The 20789-nt window shown below is 64.8% G+C and carries 23 protein-coding genes; 14 read left to right on the forward strand and 9 right to left on the reverse strand.

Annotated features, from left to right (window positions below; genetic code table 11):
* Positions 1–76 precede the first annotated feature (76 nt).
* Entirely contained in the window at positions 77–577 is a 501-nt protein-coding gene (locus LQ955_RS01980; protein WP_231026571.1) for a GNAT family N-acetyltransferase, read from the forward strand.
* 144 nt (positions 578–721) lie between these two features.
* Complete coding sequence (locus tag LQ955_RS01985) at positions 722–1054, forward strand: hypothetical protein (protein ID WP_231026572.1); 333 nt, start codon at positions 722–724, stop codon at positions 1052–1054.
* A 34-nt stretch (positions 1055–1088) separates the two neighbouring features.
* Here the strand turns inward: LQ955_RS01985 and LQ955_RS01990 are convergent, their stop codons facing one another.
* From LQ955_RS01990 to msrB, 3 genes are read right to left on the reverse strand one after another with little or no spacing between them, the layout of a single operon-like run.
* Positions 1089–1553, reverse strand: a complete 465-nt coding sequence (locus tag LQ955_RS01990; RefSeq protein WP_231026573.1) for a GNAT family N-acetyltransferase — start codon at positions 1551–1553, stop codon at positions 1089–1091.
* A gap of 29 nt (positions 1554–1582) precedes the next feature.
* The gene (locus LQ955_RS01995) at positions 1583–2119 is read right to left on the reverse strand and encodes a nitroreductase family protein (RefSeq protein ID WP_255713674.1); all 537 of its coding nucleotides are present in this window, start codon (positions 2117–2119) and stop codon (positions 1583–1585) included.
* Between the two features lie 9 nt (positions 2120–2128).
* A complete protein-coding gene (gene msrB, locus LQ955_RS02000; RefSeq protein WP_231026575.1) occupies positions 2129–2530 on the reverse strand; it encodes a peptide-methionine (R)-S-oxide reductase MsrB in 402 nt (133 codons plus the stop codon).
* A gap of 91 nt (positions 2531–2621) precedes the next feature.
* On the opposite strand from msrB, the gene LQ955_RS02005 reads away from it, so the two are divergent.
* The 6 genes from LQ955_RS02005 (at position 2622) to LQ955_RS02030 (ending at position 7148) form a co-directional block, all read left to right on the forward strand.
* The gene (locus tag LQ955_RS02005; RefSeq protein WP_231026576.1) at positions 2622–3104 is read left to right on the forward strand and encodes a GNAT family N-acetyltransferase; all 483 of its coding nucleotides are present in this window, start codon (positions 2622–2624) and stop codon (positions 3102–3104) included.
* An 85-nt stretch (positions 3105–3189) separates the two neighbouring features.
* Positions 3190–3477, forward strand: a complete 288-nt coding sequence (locus LQ955_RS02010; RefSeq protein WP_231026577.1) for a DUF3263 domain-containing protein — start codon at positions 3190–3192, stop codon at positions 3475–3477.
* A 60-nt stretch (positions 3478–3537) separates the two neighbouring features.
* Complete coding sequence (locus LQ955_RS02015) at positions 3538–4056, forward strand: LytR C-terminal domain-containing protein (protein ID WP_231026578.1); 519 nt, start codon at positions 3538–3540, stop codon at positions 4054–4056.
* Positions 4057–4232: 176 nt separating this feature from the next.
* Positions 4233–4436 (forward strand): cold-shock protein, encoded by a 204-nt coding sequence (locus LQ955_RS02020; protein ID WP_104242705.1) that lies wholly within the window; start codon positions 4233–4235, stop codon positions 4434–4436.
* A gap of 140 nt (positions 4437–4576) precedes the next feature.
* Positions 4577–6196: a chaperonin GroEL gene (groL, locus tag LQ955_RS02025; protein ID WP_231026579.1), complete on the forward strand. Its 1620-nt coding sequence runs from the start codon at positions 4577–4579 to the stop codon at positions 6194–6196.
* Positions 6197–6650: 454 nt separating this feature from the next.
* Entirely contained in the window at positions 6651–7148 is a 498-nt protein-coding gene (locus LQ955_RS02030; protein WP_231026580.1) for a hypothetical protein, read from the forward strand.
* A gap of 100 nt (positions 7149–7248) precedes the next feature.
* Here LQ955_RS02030 and LQ955_RS02035 read toward each other — a convergent pair whose 3' ends face one another.
* The 5 genes from LQ955_RS02035 to LQ955_RS02055 all read right to left on the reverse strand — a co-directional run bounded on the left by LQ955_RS02035 (position 7249) and on the right by LQ955_RS02055 (position 13587).
* On the reverse strand, positions 7249–9042 hold the full coding sequence (locus LQ955_RS02035; RefSeq protein WP_231026581.1) for an ATP-binding protein: 1794 nt from the start codon (positions 9040–9042) through the stop codon (positions 7249–7251).
* Between the two features lie 28 nt (positions 9043–9070).
* Positions 9071–9760: a response regulator transcription factor gene (locus LQ955_RS02040; RefSeq protein ID WP_116419165.1), complete on the reverse strand. Its 690-nt coding sequence runs from the start codon at positions 9758–9760 to the stop codon at positions 9071–9073.
* 51 nt (positions 9761–9811) lie between these two features.
* On the reverse strand, positions 9812–11452 hold the full coding sequence (locus LQ955_RS02045) for a DNA repair helicase XPB (protein ID WP_231026582.1): 1641 nt from the start codon (positions 11450–11452) through the stop codon (positions 9812–9814).
* 63 nt (positions 11453–11515) lie between these two features.
* A complete protein-coding gene (locus LQ955_RS02050; RefSeq protein WP_231026583.1) occupies positions 11516–13342 on the reverse strand; it encodes a helicase-associated domain-containing protein in 1827 nt (608 codons plus the stop codon).
* Positions 13339–13587, reverse strand: coding sequence for a hypothetical protein (locus LQ955_RS02055; protein ID WP_231026584.1), 249 nt, complete (start codon positions 13585–13587; stop codon positions 13339–13341). Before LQ955_RS02055 ends, LQ955_RS02050 begins: the two co-directional genes overlap by 4 nt.
* Positions 13588–13678: 91 nt before the next feature.
* On the opposite strand from LQ955_RS02055, the gene LQ955_RS02060 reads away from it, so the two are divergent.
* On the forward strand, positions 13679–14059 hold the full coding sequence (locus LQ955_RS02060; RefSeq protein ID WP_231026585.1) for a cold-shock protein: 381 nt from the start codon (positions 13679–13681) through the stop codon (positions 14057–14059).
* 4 nt (positions 14060–14063) lie between these two features.
* Positions 14064–15299, forward strand: a complete 1236-nt coding sequence (locus LQ955_RS02065) for a DUF3027 domain-containing protein (RefSeq protein ID WP_231026586.1) — start codon at positions 14064–14066, stop codon at positions 15297–15299.
* A gap of 123 nt (positions 15300–15422) precedes the next feature.
* Here LQ955_RS02065 and serC read toward each other — a convergent pair whose 3' ends face one another.
* Positions 15423–16541, reverse strand: a complete 1119-nt coding sequence (serC, locus tag LQ955_RS02070) for a phosphoserine transaminase (protein WP_231026587.1) — start codon at positions 16539–16541, stop codon at positions 15423–15425.
* Between the two features lie 123 nt (positions 16542–16664).
* Here serC and LQ955_RS02075 point away from each other — a divergent pair, with 123 nt between their 5' ends.
* The 4 genes from LQ955_RS02075 (at position 16665) to LQ955_RS02090 (ending at position 20610) form a co-directional block, all read left to right on the forward strand.
* A complete protein-coding gene (locus LQ955_RS02075; RefSeq protein ID WP_231026588.1) occupies positions 16665–17357 on the forward strand; it encodes a metal-dependent transcriptional regulator in 693 nt (230 codons plus the stop codon).
* 314 nt (positions 17358–17671) lie between these two features.
* Positions 17672–18754, forward strand: coding sequence for a C40 family peptidase (locus LQ955_RS02080; RefSeq protein ID WP_231026589.1), 1083 nt, complete (start codon positions 17672–17674; stop codon positions 18752–18754).
* A gap of 118 nt (positions 18755–18872) precedes the next feature.
* Positions 18873–19625 (forward strand): C40 family peptidase, encoded by a 753-nt coding sequence (locus tag LQ955_RS02085; RefSeq protein WP_231026590.1) that lies wholly within the window; start codon positions 18873–18875, stop codon positions 19623–19625.
* Positions 19626–19803: 178 nt separating this feature from the next.
* On the forward strand, positions 19804–20610 hold the full coding sequence (locus LQ955_RS02090; RefSeq protein WP_231026591.1) for a hypothetical protein: 807 nt from the start codon (positions 19804–19806) through the stop codon (positions 20608–20610).
* The last annotated feature ends 179 nt before the right edge of the window (positions 20611–20789 follow it).

Raw genomic sequence — 20789 nt, forward strand, 5'->3', positions numbered from 1 at the left:
GGCTGACGGCCGCGGCTCACGGGCGTGGATGCTCGACTCCTAGACTGAGGGTGAACACTCGAGGAGGGGAGTCTGCATGCTGATCCGTGAGGCCGCCGACGCCGATCTGCCCCAGTTGCTCGCGATTCACAACTACAACATCGAGCATTCGACCGCCATTTGGACTGACACGCTTGCCACCCTCAGCGAACGCCGGGCGTGGCTCGATGCGCACCGCAGCGCCGGTCAGCTCGCGCTGGTGGCGGCGGAGGGCGACGACGGAGACGACGTCGTCGGCTACGCCACCTACGGCCCGTGGCGTGCCAAAGAGGGTTACCGGCACACGGTCGAGAACTCGGTCTATGTGCGCCATGACCGCACGGGGCAGGGCTTCGGCGAGGCGCTCATGATCGAGCTCATCGCGCGCGCGTCGGAGGCGAGCTTTCACGTCATGATCGCGGCGATCGAGGCGGGTAACGCGGGCTCGATCCGGTTGCACGAACGCCTCGGCTTCGAAGACTGCGGCGACATCAAACAGGTCGGTTACAAGTTCGAGCGCTGGCTCGATCTGAAGCACATGCGCCTGCAGCTCGACTGACGCGGTCGTGGTCGCGAGGCACGCCTCGGCACCGGATGCCCGGAGAGCGCGACCACCGCCAGAATGCTGCCGTTTTGCGACATCCTCTAACGCTCACCCGCGATCGTGCGGCGTTTTGTCAGGGGTTCGACATATCCTGATGCCGTGAGCACCCCAATCGGTACCACCGCAGACCTCGGCCAGACGCAGCCGCACGTCGTCTACGCACCCACTCCGTGGAGCGACGATGTGTGGTTTCTGGCGCACGACGGGCGCTGCCTCAGCTGGATCCGTCGCTACAGCGACGGCCCGCTCATCCTCTTCGGGGTCTACACGCACGGCTGCGACGAGAGCGGCCTTAGGGTCTGGGTAACCTCCACACCGACGCTCTCCGAGGCGTCGCTGTACGTAGCCGAGCACGTGCACGAGTTCATCGACGCTTCGGCCAGGCTCTCGCCAGACCCGGTCAACCCGCTCGGGCTGCACGCTCGCCACTGAACGCCGAGCCGACCGCCGAGTCAGCCCCTGACCGCTAGCGCAGCGGCAGCTCGTAGTGCCGATAGGTGCTGTCGGGCATCCACCCGAGTGATTCGTAAAGCGTCTGAGCCGGCGTGTTGTCGAGCGCGGTCGACAGTTCGAGGCGAGAGGCGCCCGTCTTCCGGCCGTGCGCGCCGGCGGCGGTCAGCAGGGACTGCGCTACGCCCCGGCGGCGTGCCCGCGGGGCGACGAACAGGTCGTACAGCACGAAGATCGGCGCGAGGTCGAGCGAGCAGAACGACGGGTACAGCTGGCTGAACCCGACCGCGCCCTCGGTGTCGTCGAGGTAGGCGAGCAGCACGACCGATTCGCCCGCCTTCAGGCGCGCCTCGAGGTAGTCGCGCGCTGCCGCGGCGTCGGCGGGGTAACCGTAGAACTGCCGATACGAGTCGAACAGCGCCGCTGCCTCGTCGAGCTGCCGGATGCCCGCCCGGCGCACGACCGCAGCGCCGGATGTCACGCCAGCAGGTTCGGCTTGCCCGTCGCCCACTACAGCTCGCTCAGGTGATCCGACGGGTTCACGCGCTTACGCCGAAGCTCGCGCGGACCACCGGGAGCGTCGCCCACGTACAGCCAGCCGAGCAGCTGCTCGTTCGGCGCCAGTCGGTGCATGCGGCGCACCGGTTCCGTACGTGTCAGATGACCGGTACGCCACATCACGCCCCAGCCGGCTTCGTCGAGCAGCAACGAGAGGTTGTGGGTCACGCCCGCGGCGACCGCCTCCTGCTCCCAGTCGGCGATCTTGCTGCTCGGCCGCGTCGATACGACAGCGGCGATCAGCAGGGGAGCCCGGCGGGCCTTCGAGATGTACTTGACCACATCGCCGCCATCCGCCTCGGCGAACGCCTCACCCAGCCGGTCACGCTGCTCGCCGCGTAGCGAGATGAAGCGCCACGGGTGCAGTGAGCTGTGATCGGCGACGGTACCCGCCGCATCGACGAAACGCAGGAGCTCGAGGTGCGAAGGGGCTGTGGGCCCCACCTTCGAGAGAGAGCGCCTCCGTAAGAGACTGTCGTAGGCCGACACCCCGCTGGCTCAGGCCGTCTCGTCGAACGACAACGACACCGAGTTCATGCAGAACCGGTCGCCCGTGGGGGTCTGGGGAGCGTCGTCGAAGAGGTGACCCAGGTGCGAACCGCAGTTCGAGCAGCGCACCTCGGTGCGCAGCATGCCGAGGCTGCGGTCTTCGATCAGCTCGACCGCGTCAGACTCTTTCGGAGCGTAGAAGCTTGGCCAGCCGCAGTGCGAGTCGAACTTGGTGTCGCTGCGAAAAAGCTCCTGCCCACACGCCTTGCAGCGGTAGACGCCCTCGCGCTTCTCGTCGAGCAGCTCACCCGTCCACGGGCGCTCGGTAGCGGCCTCGCGCAGCACGGCATACTCCTGGCGGCTGAGTTCGTCTCGCCACTCGGCGTCGCTCTTGGATACGTCGTACGTCATTTTGCCTCTTCTATTCGCCCCGGAATCGGTGCGTGCTCAGTCGAACTGCAGCGCTCGGATCGCCATCTATCATCACAGTAAACTGGCCCCCGTGCCTGACAATTCCATCATTCAGAAGTCGTGGAGCGAACTCACAACCGACGAGCTCTACGCATTTCTCCGCCTGCGCACGAACGTCTTCTACGTCGAACAGAAAGTCGACGAAGAAGAACTGGATGACCGTGACAGAGAGCCTACGACCGTTCACTTCTTCATCGCCGACGGAAACCGCACCGACGGCAACCGCATCGTTGCGTACCTGCGGGTCATCGAAGACGACGAACCCGAGCAATTGGATGCCCGGCACCTCATCGGCCGCGTCGTCGTCGACGCCGAGTACCGCGGCCGGGGGCTCGCGCAGAAGCTGATCCAGAGCGTCATAGAGCAGTACGGGCATCTGCCCATGCTGTTGCACGCGCAGAGTTATATCGTTCCGCTGTACACCGGGTTCGGTTTCGAAACCCTGGGTGACGAATTCGTCGAAGCGGGCATCCCGCACCGTTCGATGTACCGCTCTGCCGTGGCATTCACCTGACACCAAGGCGCCCCACCCTAGAATGATGCACACCGCGGCGCGCCGCCGCTGGTCTGTGCGAGCGAGTTCGGGCGAAGGGAACAGTGTGGCGAAGGCAGAACCCCAAGCCCACACCGAGGCCCCCGCACTCGACGATCGTGATCGCCGCGTGCTCGAATTCGAGCGCGGCTGGTGGCAGCACGCCGGGTTGAAAGAGCAGGCGGTTCGCGCCGAGTTCGGCCTTTCGGCCACCCGCTACTACCAGATTCTAAATCGACTCATCGACGACCCGGCGGCGCTCGCTTTCGACCCGATGCTCATCAAACGACTCAGGCGGCTGAGAGATACCCGACTGGCAGCGCGCGCTGCCCGTCTGCTGCCGCGTGGCGAATAAGCGAACCAGAACGGCCCCTCCTCTTCTATGGCAACACAACAACGAGACTCGTTTGATCGCGTGCCCACCGATCTCGCTCGTCGCGGCGCCCACCGCGGCCCGAAGCGGCGCGGGCGCGGCTGGATCACGTTCGCCTGGGCCGCGCTGGCCACTGGTGTGCTCGTGGGCCTTGGCGTGGTCGGGCTCTTCGCGGTCGACAACAGCAATCAGTTCACGAGTGCTATCGGCGGCGGGTCGAGTGCGGCGTCGAGCGACAGCGCGACTCCGGTGCCCACGGTCGAGCCGACCACCGATCCCGCCGCGACGGTGACGATTCTGAACGGCACGACCACGAGCGGTCTGGCCACGCGAGCCGGCGATCGGGCCACCGCAGCCGGATGGACGGTGGGGGCCGAGGCCAATGCAAGTACCTCCGACATCACGACCTCGACGGTGTACTACTCCGATGCGGCGAGCGAGGGTGCAGCGAAGGGCTTGGCAGCCGCGCTGGGAGGAATTTCCATCTCGCTTTCCGACCAGTTTCAGGGCGCCACACTCACCGCTGTGCTCGGCACGGACTACGTCGACCCTGCCGGCTGATTCGGCCCCGGCTCGAGCAGAATCGTGCCGATTTCAGCCTGAGTATTTCCGGTTTGTTTAATTCTTGTTGAATTGTGGTCACACCACCCTGTTTTGCCGAGCCGCACCGTTTTACTAGAAAAACGGGTCACTTCAATCGAAGCGACGGGCACGTAACACAGTAATTGGGAGTAACAATGGCGAACGGAACCGTCAAGTGGTTCAACGCTGAAAAAGGCTACGGCTTTATCACGGTAGAAGGTGGCGGGCAGGACGTTTTCGTTCATTACTCAGCCATCGACATGGGTGGGTACAAGGTTCTCGAAGAGGGCCAGCAGGTCATCTTCGAGGTCGGCACCGGGTCGAAGGGCCCGCAGGCGGAGTCCGTTCGTTTGGCATAACCCCGAACATCCTTCTCGTCGCCTGGGCGTTACTTGCACTCTCACCATGTGAGTGCCAGTATTGGTCTTAGCACTCGGACCATCTGAGTGCTAAACCTTTATGAATCTTTCATGACGCCCGGGAGGGACGAGAAACACACATGGCAAAGATTATTGCTTTCGACGAAGAGGCCAGACGCGGCCTCGAGCGTGGACTCAACATTTTGGCCGACGCGGTCAAGGTGACACTCGGCCCGCGCGGCCGTAACGTCGTACTCGAGAAGAAGTGGGGCGCGCCCACCATCACGAACGATGGTGTGTCGATCGCCAAAGAGATCGAACTCGACGACCCCTATGAGAAAATCGGCGCTGAGCTGGTCAAAGAGGTCGCGAAGAAGACCGATGACGTCGCTGGCGACGGAACCACGACGGCTACCGTTCTGGCTCAGGCTCTGGTTCGCGAAGGTCTGCGCAACGTTGCAGCCGGCGCCGACCCGATCAGCCTGAAGAAGGGCATCGAGAAGGCTGTTGCAGCCGTCATCGCCGAGCTCGTCAACAACGCTAAAGAGATCGAGACCAAAGAAGAGATCGCGGCGACCGCCTCGATTTCTGCTGGTGACCCCGAGATCGGCGCGCTGATCGCCGAGGCGATCGACAAGGTCGGTAAAGAGGGTGTCGTCACCGTCGAGGAGTCGAACACGTTCGGTACCGAGCTCGAGCTCACCGAGGGTATGCGCTTCGACAAGGGTTACCTGTCGCAGTACTTCGTGACCGACCCCGACCGTCAAGAGGCCGTCTTCGAAGACCCCTACATCTTGATCGTCAACTCGAAGGTTTCGCAGATCAAAGACCTGCTGCCCATCGTCGACAAGGTCATCCAGGCCAACAAGCAGCTGCTGATCATCGCTGAAGACGTCGATGGCGAAGCACTCGCCACGCTCGTCGTCAACAAGATCCGTGGCATCTTCAAGTCGGTCGCCGTCAAGGCTCCCGGCTTCGGCGACCGCCGCAAGGCTCAGCTGCAAGACATCGCCATTCTCACCGGCGGCCAGGTCATCTCTGAAGAGGTCGGCCTCAAGCTCGAGAACGTCACGCTCGACCTCCTGGGCCGCGCACGCAAGGTCGTCATCACCAAAGATGAGACCACCATCGTCGAGGGTGCCGGCGACGCCGACCTCATCGCCGGTCGCGTGCAGCAGATCCGCAACGAGATCGAGAACACCGACAGCGACTACGACCGTGAGAAGCTGCAAGAGCGCCTCGCGAAGCTGGCCGGTGGCGTTGCCGTCATCAAGGCCGGCGCTGCGACCGAGGTCGAGCTGAAAGAGCGCAAGCACCGCATCGAAGACGCCGTGCGTAATGCAAAGGCAGCAGTCGAAGAGGGCATCGTCGCCGGTGGTGGCGTCGCTCTCATCCAGGCCGGCAAGACCGCGTTCGAGAAGCTCGAGCTCACGGGTGACGAGGCAACTGGCGCGAACATCGTCAAGGTCGCTATCGACGCTCCGCTCAAGCAGATCGCCGTCAACGCGGGCCTCGAGCCCGGTGTAGTCGCCGAGAAGGTGCGCAACCTGCCCACCGGTCACGGCCTCAACGCCGCAACCGGCGAGTACGTCGACATGCTGGCCGCCGGAATCAACGACCCGGTGAAGGTGACGCGCTCTGCCCTGCAGAACGCTGCATCGATCGCCGGTCTGTTCCTGACGACCGAGGTCGTCGTGGCCGACAAGCCCGAGCGCAACCCGGTTCCCGCGGGTGACCCGACCGGCGGAATGGACTTCTGAGTTAGCTGCGAAAAGCGGTCGGCCCTTTCGGGCCGGCCGCTTTTCTATTTTGCCGCCCCCCGTGCGGCAAAATGCCGGCATGTCTGGTGGCGCCAACCTGATTGCGCCGCAGGCCACGGAATTCGCCGTCGAGGCCGCCGAATTCCGCCGATATCGCGGGCCAGTACGAAAGAACGGTTGCGCGCTGTCTGATTTGCGCGCTAGGGTGGGCAACCGCGGGCGAACGTTCCGCACAGACTTCGAATGCATGGGGAGGTGAACCAGGATGATGATTTTCACAACAGGGCCGACTTCGGCAGGGCCAGCAGCGTTTACTCGCGCAGCCACTCGATCTGCAGCATTTCGCGCAGTGACCCCCACTCTCATCCCGGCGCTTCCCCCACACGGTACGTTCGCAGCATAGGCTGCGCGAACCAGGAAGCGCCTCCGCTACATCTTTCGGAGGAAGTCTCCCGTGTTCCGTGTATCTCAACGTGCCGACGACCAGTCGGTACTCAATCTCTCAACCCGCGATCCGATCGCGTGGGTCGATGCCGAGCAGTACGGCATCGAGCTCGCCGCCGGTCGCGTGCGCCGCGAATGGACGTGGCTCGCGTTCGTCGACGACGATCCCGACGCTCGTCCGGTGGCACGCGCCATCTGGTGGGGTCCGGTCGCGTCGGTACACCCCGTCGAGCTGCGCTGCCTCATCGTGGCGCCGTCACTGCCTCATCCTGAGCTGTGGGGTGCGGCGATCATCCGCTCGGCCCACCGCTCGTTCGCGGCGGCGGGTGCCTTGTTCGTGCCCGAATTCATCGTGTCGGTCGACCCGGCAGGCCGCGGTGATGCTGCCACCGAGCGCGCCGTGGCGTGGCGCCGCGAGGCGGCCCGCCAGGCCGGCGTCAGCCTGGTAGTTCGGGAGGCTCGGCCCGTCGCTTCGGCTGCCGACCGGAGTTCGTTTGCGGCTTTGTGAGGTCGCCCCGTCTGTTCTGAGGTCGTTACACCGGCCTCAGAACAGACGTAACTGCCTCACCACGATCGGACCGTGCAGCGCGAGTTGGGGCGCTGAGCGGTTATTGCGCCAAAGGCAGGGTGACGCGGAAGGTCGCGCCGCCACCTTGCGTCTCGACGGCTTCGACGGTGCCGTTGTGGGCGGCGATGATCGACGAGACGATGGCGAGGCCCAGGCCGCTGCCGCCCGTTTCGCGGGTGCGTGACGAGTCGGCGCGCCAGAAGCGCTGAAAGATCTTCTCGCGAATCTGCGGGGGGATGCCCTCGCCGTGGTCGATGACATCGAGTACCGCGACGTGCCGAGCCTCGTCGACCTGCACCGACACCTCGATGGGGCTGTCAGACGGCGTGAAGCGCAGCGCATTGCCGATGAGGTTGGCCACGACCTGGCGAATCTTGTTTTCGTCTGCCATGACGACGGGCGCCACGCCGTCACGCGGGTCGGAATCGATGTTCGACAAGGCGAGGTCGGTGGCGGTGATTTCCGCGGAATCGCCCGAATCCGCCGATTCCGCACCGTCGAACGTCTGCACGGCACCCGTGTCTGCTGGCGCACCGGTGGCGCCGGGCGTGCGCGGCCGCCGGCGCAAGCGCGCGAGCGTGGCTCCGGCGAACCCGATCGGCCCGGTGGCGTTTCCGGCGGCGGCCCTGTCGTCGATCGTCACCGACGCATCCGCCTGCGCCTCAGCACCCGTGGTGAGCAGCAATTGTGCGGCCGTCGCGCCGAGTGATGCATCCACCGCCGGCGCGAAGCTCACCGGCTGCGACGAGCGAGGCAGGATGATCGAGACCACTCGTTCGGGGCTGGAGGCCCGGGCATCCAGAGCCGCGTCGACCGCGATGGGAACCAGATCGATACGAGTGAGGTTGAGCGGCTTGGTCTCGTCGAGTCGGGCCAATTCGAGCAGGTCTTCGACGAGCGCACCCATGCGAATCGCCTCTTTTTCGATGCGGTCCATGGCCTTCGCGACCTCTTCGGGCGTCGTCAGCGCGCCCATGCGGTACAGCTCCGCATACCCGCGCACCGACACCAGGGGAGTTCGCAGCTCGTGGCTGGCGTCACCGACGAATCGACGCATCTGGTCGATGGTCTTCGCGCGATCTCGAAAGGCGCTGTCTATTCGGCTCAACATCGTGTTGAGCGAACGATTGAGTCTGCCGACCTCGGTGTTCGGCGTGCCGTCGGCCATGCGCTGGCTGAAGTCGCCGTTAGCGATCTCGGCCGCCGTCTTCTCTACCGCGCGCAGCGGAGCGAAGGTGCTGGTCACGAGCAGCCGCGTGAGCATGGCGCCCAGGATGACCACGCCGATGCTGAAGGCGAGAAAGATCGACAGATACGTGGTGGTGATGCGGTCGGTATTGTCGAGCGACGACGCGATGACCAGCGTGCCCGAAGAGTTGTCGGCGAAATTCACCGACTGCACAATGGCGTGCCACTCCGACTTGTTGCCCGTCGAACTGACCGAGTAGATGGGCTTCTTCGCCACCTCGGCCGAGGTGGGAGACAGCGGGATGTTCGTGAGATTCGGTTGCTCGGCGACGGGTTGCGAGCCCCAGTTGCTGGCGGCCAGCGTGCCGTCGGAGGTCAGTAGGCCCACGTAGTACTCCTGAGGCGCGCTCGTCACGTCGCTCAGCAAGAACGTCGTGCGCGTCGCCGTCGGCCCCATGAACGACGAGTAGTCGTCATAGGCGGTCGACAGCGACGAATCGATCTGGTTGAGCAGATACGACCGCAGCACGGTCATCGTTCCGACCCCGGCGACGACAAGACCCAGCGTCAGAAGCAGCACTGTGACACCGGTGATCTTGGTGCGCAGTGAAATCGAGTTCCAGAACGTGGAGGGTGTGACGGCCATGAGTGGTTACAACAGTACGGCTACCGCCTTACGCCTTGCTGACCTTCAGCATGTAGCCGAAGCCGCGCTTGGTCTGAATGAGCGACTCTTCGCTGTACTGGTCGAGCTTGCGCCGCAGGTACGAGATGTACGACTCCACGATGCCGGCGTCGCCGTTGAAGTCGTACTCCCACACGTGGTCGAGAATCTGCGCCTTCGAGAGCACACGGTTCGGGTTCAGCATGAGGTACCGCAGCAGCTTGAACTCGGTGGGGCTGAGCTCGATGGCGGTGTCGGCTACGAAGACTTCGTGCGTGTCTTGATCCATGGTGAGTTCGCCGGCGCGGATGATGGCGTCTTCGTCGGCTTGCATGGTGCGGCGCAGAATGGCCTTGATGCGGGCGACGATCTCGTCGAGGCTGAACGGCTTGGTGACGTAGTCGTCCCCGCCCACCGTGAGGCCGGTGATCTTGTCTTCGGTGTCGTCTTTCGCCGTGAGAAAGAGAATCGGGGCGGTGTAGCCCGCGGCGCGCAGCCGCTTGGTGACGCCGAAGCCGTTCATGTCGGGCAGCATCACGTCGAGAATGATGAGATCGGGCTCTTCTTCGAGCACGGCAGAGATGGTCTGTGCCCCGTTGCTCACGGCGCGCACAGCAAAGCCGGCGAAACGCAGGCTGGTGGTGAGCAGGTCGCGGATGTTGGGCTCGTCGTCGACGATGAGAATGCGAGGTCCGGTCATGACACCATTATCTGCGGGTTCGCTGGGTGCTGCCTGTGAGCCGGTCGAGCGTCAGGCGGCGACGTGCTCGGCGTCGAGAATGGTGTAGCTGTACCCCTGCTCGGCGAGAAAGCGCTGCCGGTTCTGGGCGAAATCCTGATCGACGGTGTCGCGCGCCACGAGGGTGTAGAAGTTGGCGGAGAGACCGGATTCCTTCGGGCGCAACAGCCGCCCGAGCCGCTGAGCCTCTTCTTGGCGAGACCCGAACGAGCCCGACACCTGAATGGCGACCGTCGCCTCGGGCAGATCGACCGAGAAATTCGCGACCTTGCTCACCACGAGAATGGGCTCGTCGCCGTCACGGAACGCCTGATACAGCCGCTCCCGTTCCGCGATGGGAGTCGAGCCGGTGAGCTCGGGCACTCGCAATTCGGCGGCCAGGGCATCCAGTTGGTCGAGGTACTGCCCGATGACCAGGATGCGTTCGCCCGCGTGCTTGGCGATGAGTTCTTTCACGACCTCGAGCTTCGCGGGCGCGGTGGCGGCGAGCCGGTAGCGTTCGTCGTCGCTGGCCGCGGCGTAGACCAGACGCTCGTTGTAGGGCAGGTCGATGCGCACCTCGAAGCACTCGGCGGGGGAGATGAAGCCCTGCGCCTCGATCTCTTTCCACGGTGCGTCGAAGCGCTTCGGGCCGATCAAACTGAACACGTCGCCCTCGCGCCCGTCTTCGCGGACGAGCGTCGCGGTGAGGCCGAGGCGGCGGCGAGCCTGCAGTTCGGCGGTCAACTTGAATACCGGTGCCGGCAGCAGGTGCACTTCGTCATAGATCACCAGGCCCCAGTCGAGCGCATCGAGCAATTCGAGGTGGGCGTAGGCGCCGCCGCGCTTGGCGGTGAGAATCTGATACGTCGCGATGGTGACCGGCTTGACCTCTTTGACCTGGCCGGAGTATTCGCCGATCTCCTCTTCGGTGAGTGAGGTGCGCTTGAGCAGTTCGCTGCGCCATTGCCGGGCAGAGACGGTGTTCGTGACCAGGATGAGCGTGTTGGTCTTCGCGGTGGCCATTGCTCCCGCACCGACCAGCGTCTTGCCCGCGCCGCACGGCAGCACGACCACGCCCGAACCGCGCTCGAAGAAGTTGTCGATGGCCTTCTGCTGATAGTCGCGCAGTGCCCAGCCGTCTTCGAACAGCGTGATCTCGTGCGGGGTGCCGGGCGTGTAGCCCGCGTGGTCTTCGGCCGGCCAGCCCAGCTTCACCAGTTCTTGCTTCAGCTGCCCTCGTGCCCACGGTTCGATGACGTAGGTGTCGGCATCCAGTTTCGACGGCAGCAGGGGAGCGATGCGCTTGCCCTTGACGATCTCGGTGAGAACCGCGGTATCGGTGGCGCGCAGGGTCAGCACGCCGTCGGGCCGGCGTTCGATGACGAGTCGGCCGTAGCGCGCGACCGTTTCAGCGATGTCGATAGTCACCGACTGCGGAATGGCGAACTTCGAGTACCGTTCGAGCGTGCCGAGTATCTCGTCGGAGGTGTGGCCGGCTGCGCGGGCGTTCCACAACCCGAGTCGGGTGATGCGATAGGTGTGGATGTGCTCAGGCGCCCGCTCGAGTTCGGCGAACACCGCGAGTTCGTGCCGGGCGTTGTCGGCGTCGGGGTGCGCCACTTCGAGCAGAACAGTGCGGTCGCTTTGAACGATCAGGGGGCCATCGGGCATAACTGTCAAGTTTACCGGGCGCTTCGGTGTGCTCGGCCCGTCGGCCCGATGTGCGCGGCCGATCTACGAGACCGAGCTGGCGGCCGCCACCTGCGTGATGCTGGCCAGGGGCAGGGTGCGTTCCACGCCGGCCTTCTGGTCGGTTCCGCGCATGCGGCCGCTCGCGACGCTGGTGGGCACCATCGGAAAGACGACCTCGGTGCCGTTGGGCATCGTGACGGTGACGAGAACGGTCGACTTGTTCTTCACGGCGGCGTCGAGTTGACGCACGAGCCACGCCTCTTCGGTGTCGGCGTTGCCCTGCACTCCGCTGCCGCGCAGACGATTGACGAGTTCCGCGACGGTGTGGGTGGGCTGCGCGGGTGCCGGAGGTGCCGGCTGCGACCGGGTGAGGGTGGTCGGATGCCCGGATTCGGCCTCGGCGATCACGGGGTAGCGGGCATCTACGAGCATCCAGTACACCGTCTCGAGCTCGAACCGGCTCACCAGTCGAAGCGGATTCACGAACACCAGCCCGAGCGAACTGAGACTCTGATCGACGGCCACGGTGTGCAGCAGCGAGCGGTCGTCAGAGCGAACGTAGCTGCCCGCCTGCTCACCCGACTCGGCCACGATGCGCCCGGCCCGAAGCAGACCGTAGCGCGCGCTCGATTCCGCGATGAGGTACTCGAGCGGCTGTGGAATGCCCGTGACCGAGATCTCTGCGAGAAAGGCGCGGATGCTCTCAGCCGAGTACCCCGCACCGAGCGCCTTCGCGATCGAGCCTGACGAGAAGCGGTACGACGAGGCGACCTGGTGGCTCTCGATCTGCGTCATGGCGCGCAGGGTGGCGTCGAGATCGGGGCGCAGCGGGCCGGGCGCGACCACGGTGAGGTCGTGCTGGAGATAAACCGTGCTGACCTCGGGCGGCAGTTCGTGCCGCATGGTCTGCACTGCGGCGGCTTCACCGTCGACGAGCAGCGCGTTGCCGGCGGCGCTGGTGCGATTCATGGCTGTCGTCGTGTCGGCGCCGGTGATGCCGAGGCGGTCGGCGTCGTCGAGCAGGTGGTTCGTCTCAGAGAGCAGCGCCTCGCCACCGGCTGGGTACAGCCAGCGGAGGTAGTCCACGACGTTCTGCGCCCAGTAGGAGTCGTTCATACCGCGCAGCACGCCTGCGATCTCGGTCGGCAGCGCCTGCAGCCAGGCCGCGGCCAGTTGCCCCCACCGCTCGGCGAGCGGCAGCATCACCCAGCGCCGAGCGTGCGCGGTGGCGTGCCAGCTCAGCCCGTCGCGCTGCGCCAGACCGGCGAGCCGGGCGAGACGGATGATCGCATTCACATCGTCGGCCGCGAGCCCGGTGGCTGCCGACAGCCGCTTGGCGTCGGGAACTGCCACACCGCCTTTCGCGAGTTCGCGGGCGGGAGTCGTCTCCAGTGCGATCACGAGCTCGGTGACGGCGACGGTGGTAGCAAGGGCGCGTTCGGCGCTCACCCGATCGACGACGGCACGCTGCTCGGTCGACGAGGGCGCAGGCACCTCTGGTGCTGTGACGCTCGAAAGCTCTGCCACGCTCGGCAGGCCGAGGTTCGGCCACGAATCCAGCACGGCGACCACGGAATCGTAGGGAGTGACCTGTGCCTCGACATCGTGGGCGAGCATGAGGGCGACGGCCCCGGTCAGCGCACTCGAGGCGGTCGATACGGGAGTGTCACCGGCGGCAAGTGCGGCGAGGGTGGGACGGTCGAGTTTCGACAGGGCATCCTGAATCGAATCGGGCGTCAGCAGAGCATCGGCAAGATCGAAGAAGTCACGCAGGTCTCGCCGGGCCAGATGGCGCGCTGTTAGCAGCCAGACGAGAGCATCATCGCTCTCGAGCTGCAACCGGCCGGCCAGTGCGAGCGTGTCGCTCATCCGTCGTTACGAGCCTCGCGGGATCGACGGATGGCGTACATGACGACGAGAACGACGATGAGCAAGACTCCGATCGGCAGGCCGATGAGCGGAAAGATCAGAATCACGGGCAGCAGAGTGAAGTGGGCGAGCTGAGAGACGAACGCGGCGATCATGCACAGGATCGACAGCCCGATGATGCTCGCGATCATGAACGTGAGCGATCGCTCCGCCCGGTGTATCACGGGTTTATTTGCATTGGTCACGACTCCAACAATACGGCCAGTGCGGTGAGCGAATAGGCTTACCTGTGGCCGAAGCGCTCTTTTTCGGCAAATCACTTGAGGAGATTCACAAATGCCAACCGGCAAGGTCAAGTTCTACGACGACGAGAAAGGCTTCGGCTTCATCAGTTCCGATGACGGCCAGGAGGTCTTTCTGCACGCGTCAGCCCTGCCCGCTGGGGCTACCGTCAAGGCGGGAACCAAACTGGAGTTCGGCATCGCCGACGGCAAGCGCGGCGTGCAGGCCCTTTCGGTGCGTGTACTCGAGGCGCCGCCCAGCATGGTCAAGCTGAGCCGCAAGCCTGCCGACGACATGGCGATCATCATCGAAGACCTGGTGAAGGTGCTCGACGGCATCGGCACGAACCTCAAGCGCGGTCGGTACCCCGAGGCGTCGCACAGTAGAAAGATCGCTGCGCTGCTTCGCAAGGTCGCCGACGAACTGGATGCGTAAGGGTTTGTCAGACGCTGGAGTTTTTGAAGACGGGTCTGCTGAGGCGAGTGTCGGGCCCGCAGCTGAGCCGAGTGTCGAGCCCGAGGCTGAGTTGCAGGCTGAGCGCGTCGCCGAGCCACGGGCCGAGGTGGTCGAAGAGGTTCTCGCTGTCGAGGCGGTGACCCTTGACGCGGAGTTCGTGGAGGTGGCGACCGAGCCGAGTTCGCAGCCCGAGACGGATTCGACCGGTCGCGACGCGGAGTCTCCCGCTGCTGACGTCGACGCGACCGCGCCCGAATCAGACGCGTACTCGCCCGAGACGGATTCGACCGCGGCCGACGCGGATTCGACCCAGCCCGACGCGGATTCGACCGAGCCCGACGCGGATTCGACCGAGCCCGACGCGGATTCGGTCGTGCCCGAAGGCGACACGGAGTACGAGGTCGCCGAAGTCGTCGAACCCGACGGTTCGATCGCCGAGGTGGTCTACGAGGCCGACCCCGTGCTGCTCGCCGCCGTGGATCAGGCTCGCTCGGCGCTCGCCGAGGTGACCCCCGCCTCGTCGATCGGCGAGCTGATCGGGCACATCGTCGAGGGCGAGCACGTGCTCAGCCTGCTGTTCGAGTCGAAGCTTGCTGGGTATCCCGACTGGCACTGGACCGCGACCCTTTCGCGCACGGGTGCCGACGGCGATGGCGACGGCGAAGGCGGCGAGCCGAACGTGCTCGAGGTCGAACTGCTTCCGGGCGATGGTTCGATCCTCTCGCCGGCGTGGGTGCCGTGGGCCGACCGGGTGACGCCGGAGTCGCTCATCGACGACTCCGAGAACGAGTTCGCCGACGACGACGTGGATGACGACGTGGACGACGACGCCGACGATGATGACGACGATGATGACGACGAATCCGACGACGCGCATGCGGACGACTCCGACGGCGACGATGACGACGACTCGGATGATGATGATGACGACGACGACTCGGATGACGACGAAGACGAAGATGACGAAGGCGACGACGTCGCCCCGGAAGTCGTCGCAGCGTTAGCGCTGCGCCGCGACCGTGACGGAATCGACATCGACACCATCGCCGAAGAGGGCCTCGACATCGACGGCCTCGACGAGGGCGAACTCGACAGCCAGCGCCTGATCGAAAAGCTCGACGACGCCGTCGGCCTCAGCGAGGAATCCCTAGCCGTACACCCCGACTTCGACGACACCCTCGAAGAAGACCCCGACGCCGAGGTAGACCGCACCTACTGACCTGCCCCCCCTCCCCCTTCCTCCCTCCACGGCGTCGAGTTTGCGAAAAGTGCCCCAAATCTCAGATTTTGGGGCACTTTTCGCAAACTCGATTGCGCAGGTGGGGGAGAGGAGAGGGAGGGGTCAGGAGGAGAGGTGCTCCACGACGTATTCGATCGAGGAGATGAGGGCGCGAACATCCGCGGGGTCGATCGCGACGAAGGTCGCGATGCGCAGCTGGTTGCGTCCGAGCTTGCGGTACGGCTCGGTATCGACGATGCCGTTCGCGCGCAGCACCTTCGCGACCGCCGCCGCGTCGATCGAGTCGTCGAAGTCGATGGTCACGACGACCTGCGAGCGGTGATCGGGGTTGGTCACGAAGGGGGTCGTGTAGCTCGTGGCCTCGGCCCACGCGTAGAGAGCGTTCGACGACTCGGCGGTGCGAGCGGATGCCCAGGCGAGGCCGCCTTCGGAATTGATCCACTGGGTCTGGCTCGACATGAGCAGCAGTGTCGCGATGGCCGGGGTGTTGAGCGTCTGGTTCAGTCGCGAGTTGTCGATGGCGTTCTTCAGGCTGAGGAACTCGGGAATGTAGCGTTCCGACGCGGCGATGCGCTCGACGCGCTCGATGGCGGCGGGGGAGAAGAGACCGATATAGAGGCCGCCGTCAGAGGCGAAGTTCTTCTGCGGCGCGAAGTAGTAGACGTCGGTCTCGGCGATGTCGACGTCGATTCCGCCGGCGGCACTCGTCGCGTCGATGACGGTCAGAGCATCCGGGTCTGCGTGCACGCGCTTCACGGGTGCCATGACGCCAGTGCTCGTCTCGTTGTGCGGCCACGCGTAAACGTCGACGCCTTCGAGAACCTCGACCTCGCTGCGCGATCCGCCCGGTGCGGAGATGACGTGCGGCGCGGTAAGAAAAGGAGCAGCTGCGGCGGCAGCGAACTTCGAGCCGAATTCGCCGAAGGTGAGGTTCTCACTGCGGTTCTCGATGAGACCGAAGGCGGCGGCATCCCAGAAGGCGGTCGATCCGCCGTTGCCGAGCACGACTTCGTACCCGTCGGGCAGCCGGAACAGCTGCGAGAGGCCCTCGCGGAGCTCGCCGACGAGGTTCTTCACGGGCGCCTGGCGGTGCGAGGTGCCGAGAATGGATGCTCCGCGAACCGTGAGGTCGGTGAGCTGTTCGGCGCGGATCTTCGAGGGGCCGCAACCGAAGCGACCGTCGGCGGGCAAAAGGGTACTGGGAATCTGCAGAGCGGGCATGACTGCAAGTGTACCGAAGCCTCCCTACCCGCTTCTCGGGAGTGTCATACTGCGAAGTGCCGTAGCAACCATGCGGAACACTAGGCTTGTCAACTACGTGCGCAACAAAGCAGGGAGCGGCCGTTGGCGGATTTGATCGACACCACCGAGATGTACCTCCGAACGATTCTGGAGCTCGAAGAGGAGAACATCACACCCCTGCGCGCCCGCATCTCAGAGCGCCTCGGTCACTCGGGCCCCACCGTGTCGCAGACCGTCGGTCGTATGGAACGCGACGGTCTCGTCGTGGTCTCGACCGACCGTCATCTCGAACTCACCGTGCCGGGTCGTCGTAAGGCCGTTCACGTGATGCGCAAGCATCGGCTGGCCGAACGTCTCTTGAGCGACGTGATCGGTCTGGACTGGGAGTACGTGCACGAAGAAGCATGCCGCTGGGAGCATGTGATGAGCGAGCAGGTCGAGCGTCGCATTCTCGACATGCTCGACCACCCCACCGAGTCTCCTTACGGCAACCCGATTCCGGGGCTCGAGGAACTAGGCGACACCGAGGCGATTCCCTTCACTCGCGGCGTTGTGAACATCGTGACGCTGGTGCACGGCGCCGTCGGGCCGCAGACCAAGATCATCCGCCGGCTGGGCGAGCCCGCGCAGGTCGATCCCGAGCTGCTGCTTCAGCTGAAGCAGTCGGGCGTCGTGCCCGGCAACAGTGCCGCCTTCTCGTCGGCTGGTTCCTACGTTCTCGTCGAGGTCGAGGGCTTCACGCAGGGCCTCGAGCTGCCCAACGAGGTCGCTTCGCACATCTTCGTCGGCATATAGACCACCCTTCGCAGCGATACCCCTATTCGGGGGGCGTGTGACCCCACATTTAGTGGGCGGATGCTTCGCAGACCACAACCAATTGTTAAAAAGCGCGACAATCTCCGTTACCAATTTGTTGCAAAAGGGTGTTTCAGGGTGACAAACCACGATGCCTCCCGTATTCTCTAACAAGTCCGAGAGGCGGGAAATCGCCTCTACGAAGCAATATCAAGACACTGACAAACCTGACCGGCCCGCATCCTTACCCAGTGCGACCCGCCGTTCGGGGTGGCACGATTTCGTTGCCGCACACCGTGCCGGAGGAATACATTTTGCCCTTTTCGAGCGAAACGCCCGACTCACCCGAGTCGCAGCCCAACCCGAAAACCCCAGACAGTGCCACCACCCCGGTACACCCGACCCGGCGATCGCTTCGCGAGGCTCAGGACCGAAGCGAAGCGCAGGCGCCCAGCACTGCTGCTGTAGCGACCAATGCCGCGATCGAGACGGGCCCGGCAGCGATTGCGGCCAGCGTCGCCGCTGAGTCTGCATCCGTCGCAGTGACCAGCTCCGCTGTCGAGCTGAAGAAGGCCGCTCCCGTCGCCGTCGCCCCGACCGCTGTGGCCTCCGCCGCGAAGCCGCTAACAGCCGCGAAGCGGGTAGCAACGGTGCCGCCGGTCGCGACCAAACCGCGATTCAAGCGCCCGACCAAGCGCGGCATCATCAGCACGGTCGTCATGACCGCCGCCGCCGCGCTCGTGGCCACTATGGCGATTCCCGCCTACGCCTTCTCCACCAACGGCGCGTTCGACCCCAGCACCTCGACGCAGTCGATCCTCACGGGCCAGCAGACGCTCGAGGTCGACGCCTCTGCCGCCAACGCGACCGTGGGCCGCGACAACTACCAGGCGCCCACCAAAGACGAGCTGGCTGCACAGCAGCAAGCCGCCGCGGCTGCCGCGGCAGCGGCCGCCGCCCAGGCTGCAGCGCTGAAGGTCACCGCCGTCGTGTCTGCTGCCTCCAGCGGGGCCTCGGCGGCCGTCGTCGATAACGCTCCGGTTCAGCCCTACGACGGCAATGCCGTGGTTGCGTACGCCAAGCAGTTCGTCGGCGTCGTGCCTTACGGCAACGGCAACAGCCCCGACACCAGCTTCAGCTGCGACGGCCTCGTGCAGTACGTGATGAAGCACTTCGGCATCAACCTGCCGCGCACCGTCAGCAACCAGGCCGCCATGGGTGTACGCATCCCCGCTTCCGAGGCCCAGCCTGGAGACGTGATGATCTACCCCATCGGTCACACCGAGATCTACGCCGGCAACGGCATGGCCGTCACGGCGCCCGACTGGGGTCGCATGGTCGAGTTCGACCCGGTGTGGGGCAGCTACTACTTCGTGCGGTACTACCCGAACTCATAACCCGCCGAGGTTGATTCGAGCCGCCGGGATGGGCGGCGCCGTTACGCGAATGTGACAAATGATGAAAGCTCGCGTATTCTATTGATGTGCCTTTCTTCGGCACACGAAAGAAGACGTTTTGCTTACACCACCCCGTCTCGCCCGTCGCGGAGTCGTCAGCGCCATTGTCGTCGCAGCCGTAGGGGCGCTCGTTGCAACCATGGCGTTGCCGGCGTTCGCCTTCTCGACGGCAGGCGCATTCGACCCCGGCAGCTCCGGTCGTGCACTCGCCACCGGTCAGCAGTCGCTGCAGATCGGTGCGAATGCCGCCGCAGCGCCCGTCAGCCGCGATGACTACCTCGCCCCTACAAGAGAAGAGCTCGCCGCCGCCAAGGCCAAGGCGGCCGCCGAAGCAGCGGCCGCGGCAGCAGCGGCTGCTGCGCAGGCCGCAGCGCTTCGGGTAGCGACGGTCGCGAGCGCCGCCACGACTGGTGCGAGCACCCCCGTTGCCGTCGACCCGCCTTCGGGCCCGTACAGCGGTCAGGCCGTCGTCGACTATGCGATGCAATTCGTCGGCAAGGTGCCGTACGGTGCGGGCGCCAGCCCCGACACGAGTTTCGGGTGCGATGGACTCACGCAATATGTATTCGGACAGTTCGGCATCTCACTGCCGCGCACCGTGAGCAGACAGGCGGCCTTGGGTACTCGAATCGCTCCCGAAGACGCGCAACCGGGCGATCTCATGATCTACCCGATCGGGCACGTCGGCATCTACGCGGGCCCCGATCCGACGACGGGTCGCCAGATGATGATTCATTCGCCCGACTGGGGCCGATACGTCGAATACGACCCAGTGTGGGGCAGCTACTACTTTGTAAGGCTGGGCATCTGACGTTCCGTGCGTTTACTGCGGAGCCGAACCTACGACTAGGCATATGGGCGTGTTGATGAGAAACTGAGTGCTTGATCAGTTCTCCTCCTTCCCCCTTCGGTCAATGCCCTAACGGCCATCGCCCTCTCGACGGTGACGCGTGAAAGCTCCGTCGAGGCGCCTGGCCCAGGTGCTCGTCATGACCGCCGCCGTGGGGCTCATCGCCACGATGGCGATTCCGGCCTACGCGTTCAGCACGAGCGGGGCGTTCGATCCGTCGATGCAGGAGGCGATCGGCGGCGCGCAGTCGGTGACGAGCGATGAGCTTCAGTCCGCGCCGCAAGTGAGTCGCGACGCTTACGATGCGACAACCGAGGCTGAGCTCGCCGCCCAGAAGGCAGCGGCCGCAGCTGCCGCGGCTGCAGCTGCACAGGCCGCTCTGCTCAAGCTGTCTTCGAGCAGCGCCGTCACTGCTTCGACGTACCCGTCGACCGTCTCGCCCGAGGTTCAGGCGCTGGCGCAGCAGATCATGGCGGCGGTGGGCACAGGCCAGCTCGTCGGCTCGAGGCCCGACCACATCAAAGAGATCAACTACCTCGCGCAAGGCCAGGTCGTGCCGAACTGCGGCGTTGATTACCGCATTCTGCAGACCATCAAGGTGGCGCTCGACAACTTCAGCAAGGTCGGAGTGAGTGACATCAACAGGGCGTGCACGGGGCAGCTCGAGGGTGCCGGATCCATCTCTCCGCACAACCGCAACGGCGGCGGGCACGCGGTCGACTTCTACATTCTGAACGGGCACAGCCTGACCGGCGGCGACTCCGACTCCATGAAGCTGTTGCGAATACTCGACCCGCTGGTGCCGCCCAACTCCAATGTGGGCCAGAGCGAATGCCGGTCATCCGGTTCGGGCTTCGTGAACCTCTCCGAGTTCAACGACTCGTGTTCGCATCTGCACATCGACTTCATCAGCGCGCGGGGCGCTTCACTGCTGCCCGAGCAGTGAGGTCGGCGCGGCACTCAGTGCGCGGCGACCGGATGCCCGGGCAGGGCCCTTTGTGAACAATCGGTTACAGCTTGCCGAAACTCCCGCCCGGAAAATATGCGCACGCAACTTTGTTTGTTAGCCTGATGCCCTGATATTCATCGAAGTGCCCAAGGAGAGCTTGTGATCGAGCCAGGCAG

The sequence above is a fragment of the Subtercola endophyticus genome, from assembly GCF_021044565.1.
GTDB lineage: Bacteria > Actinomycetota > Actinomycetes > Actinomycetales > Microbacteriaceae > Subtercola > Subtercola endophyticus.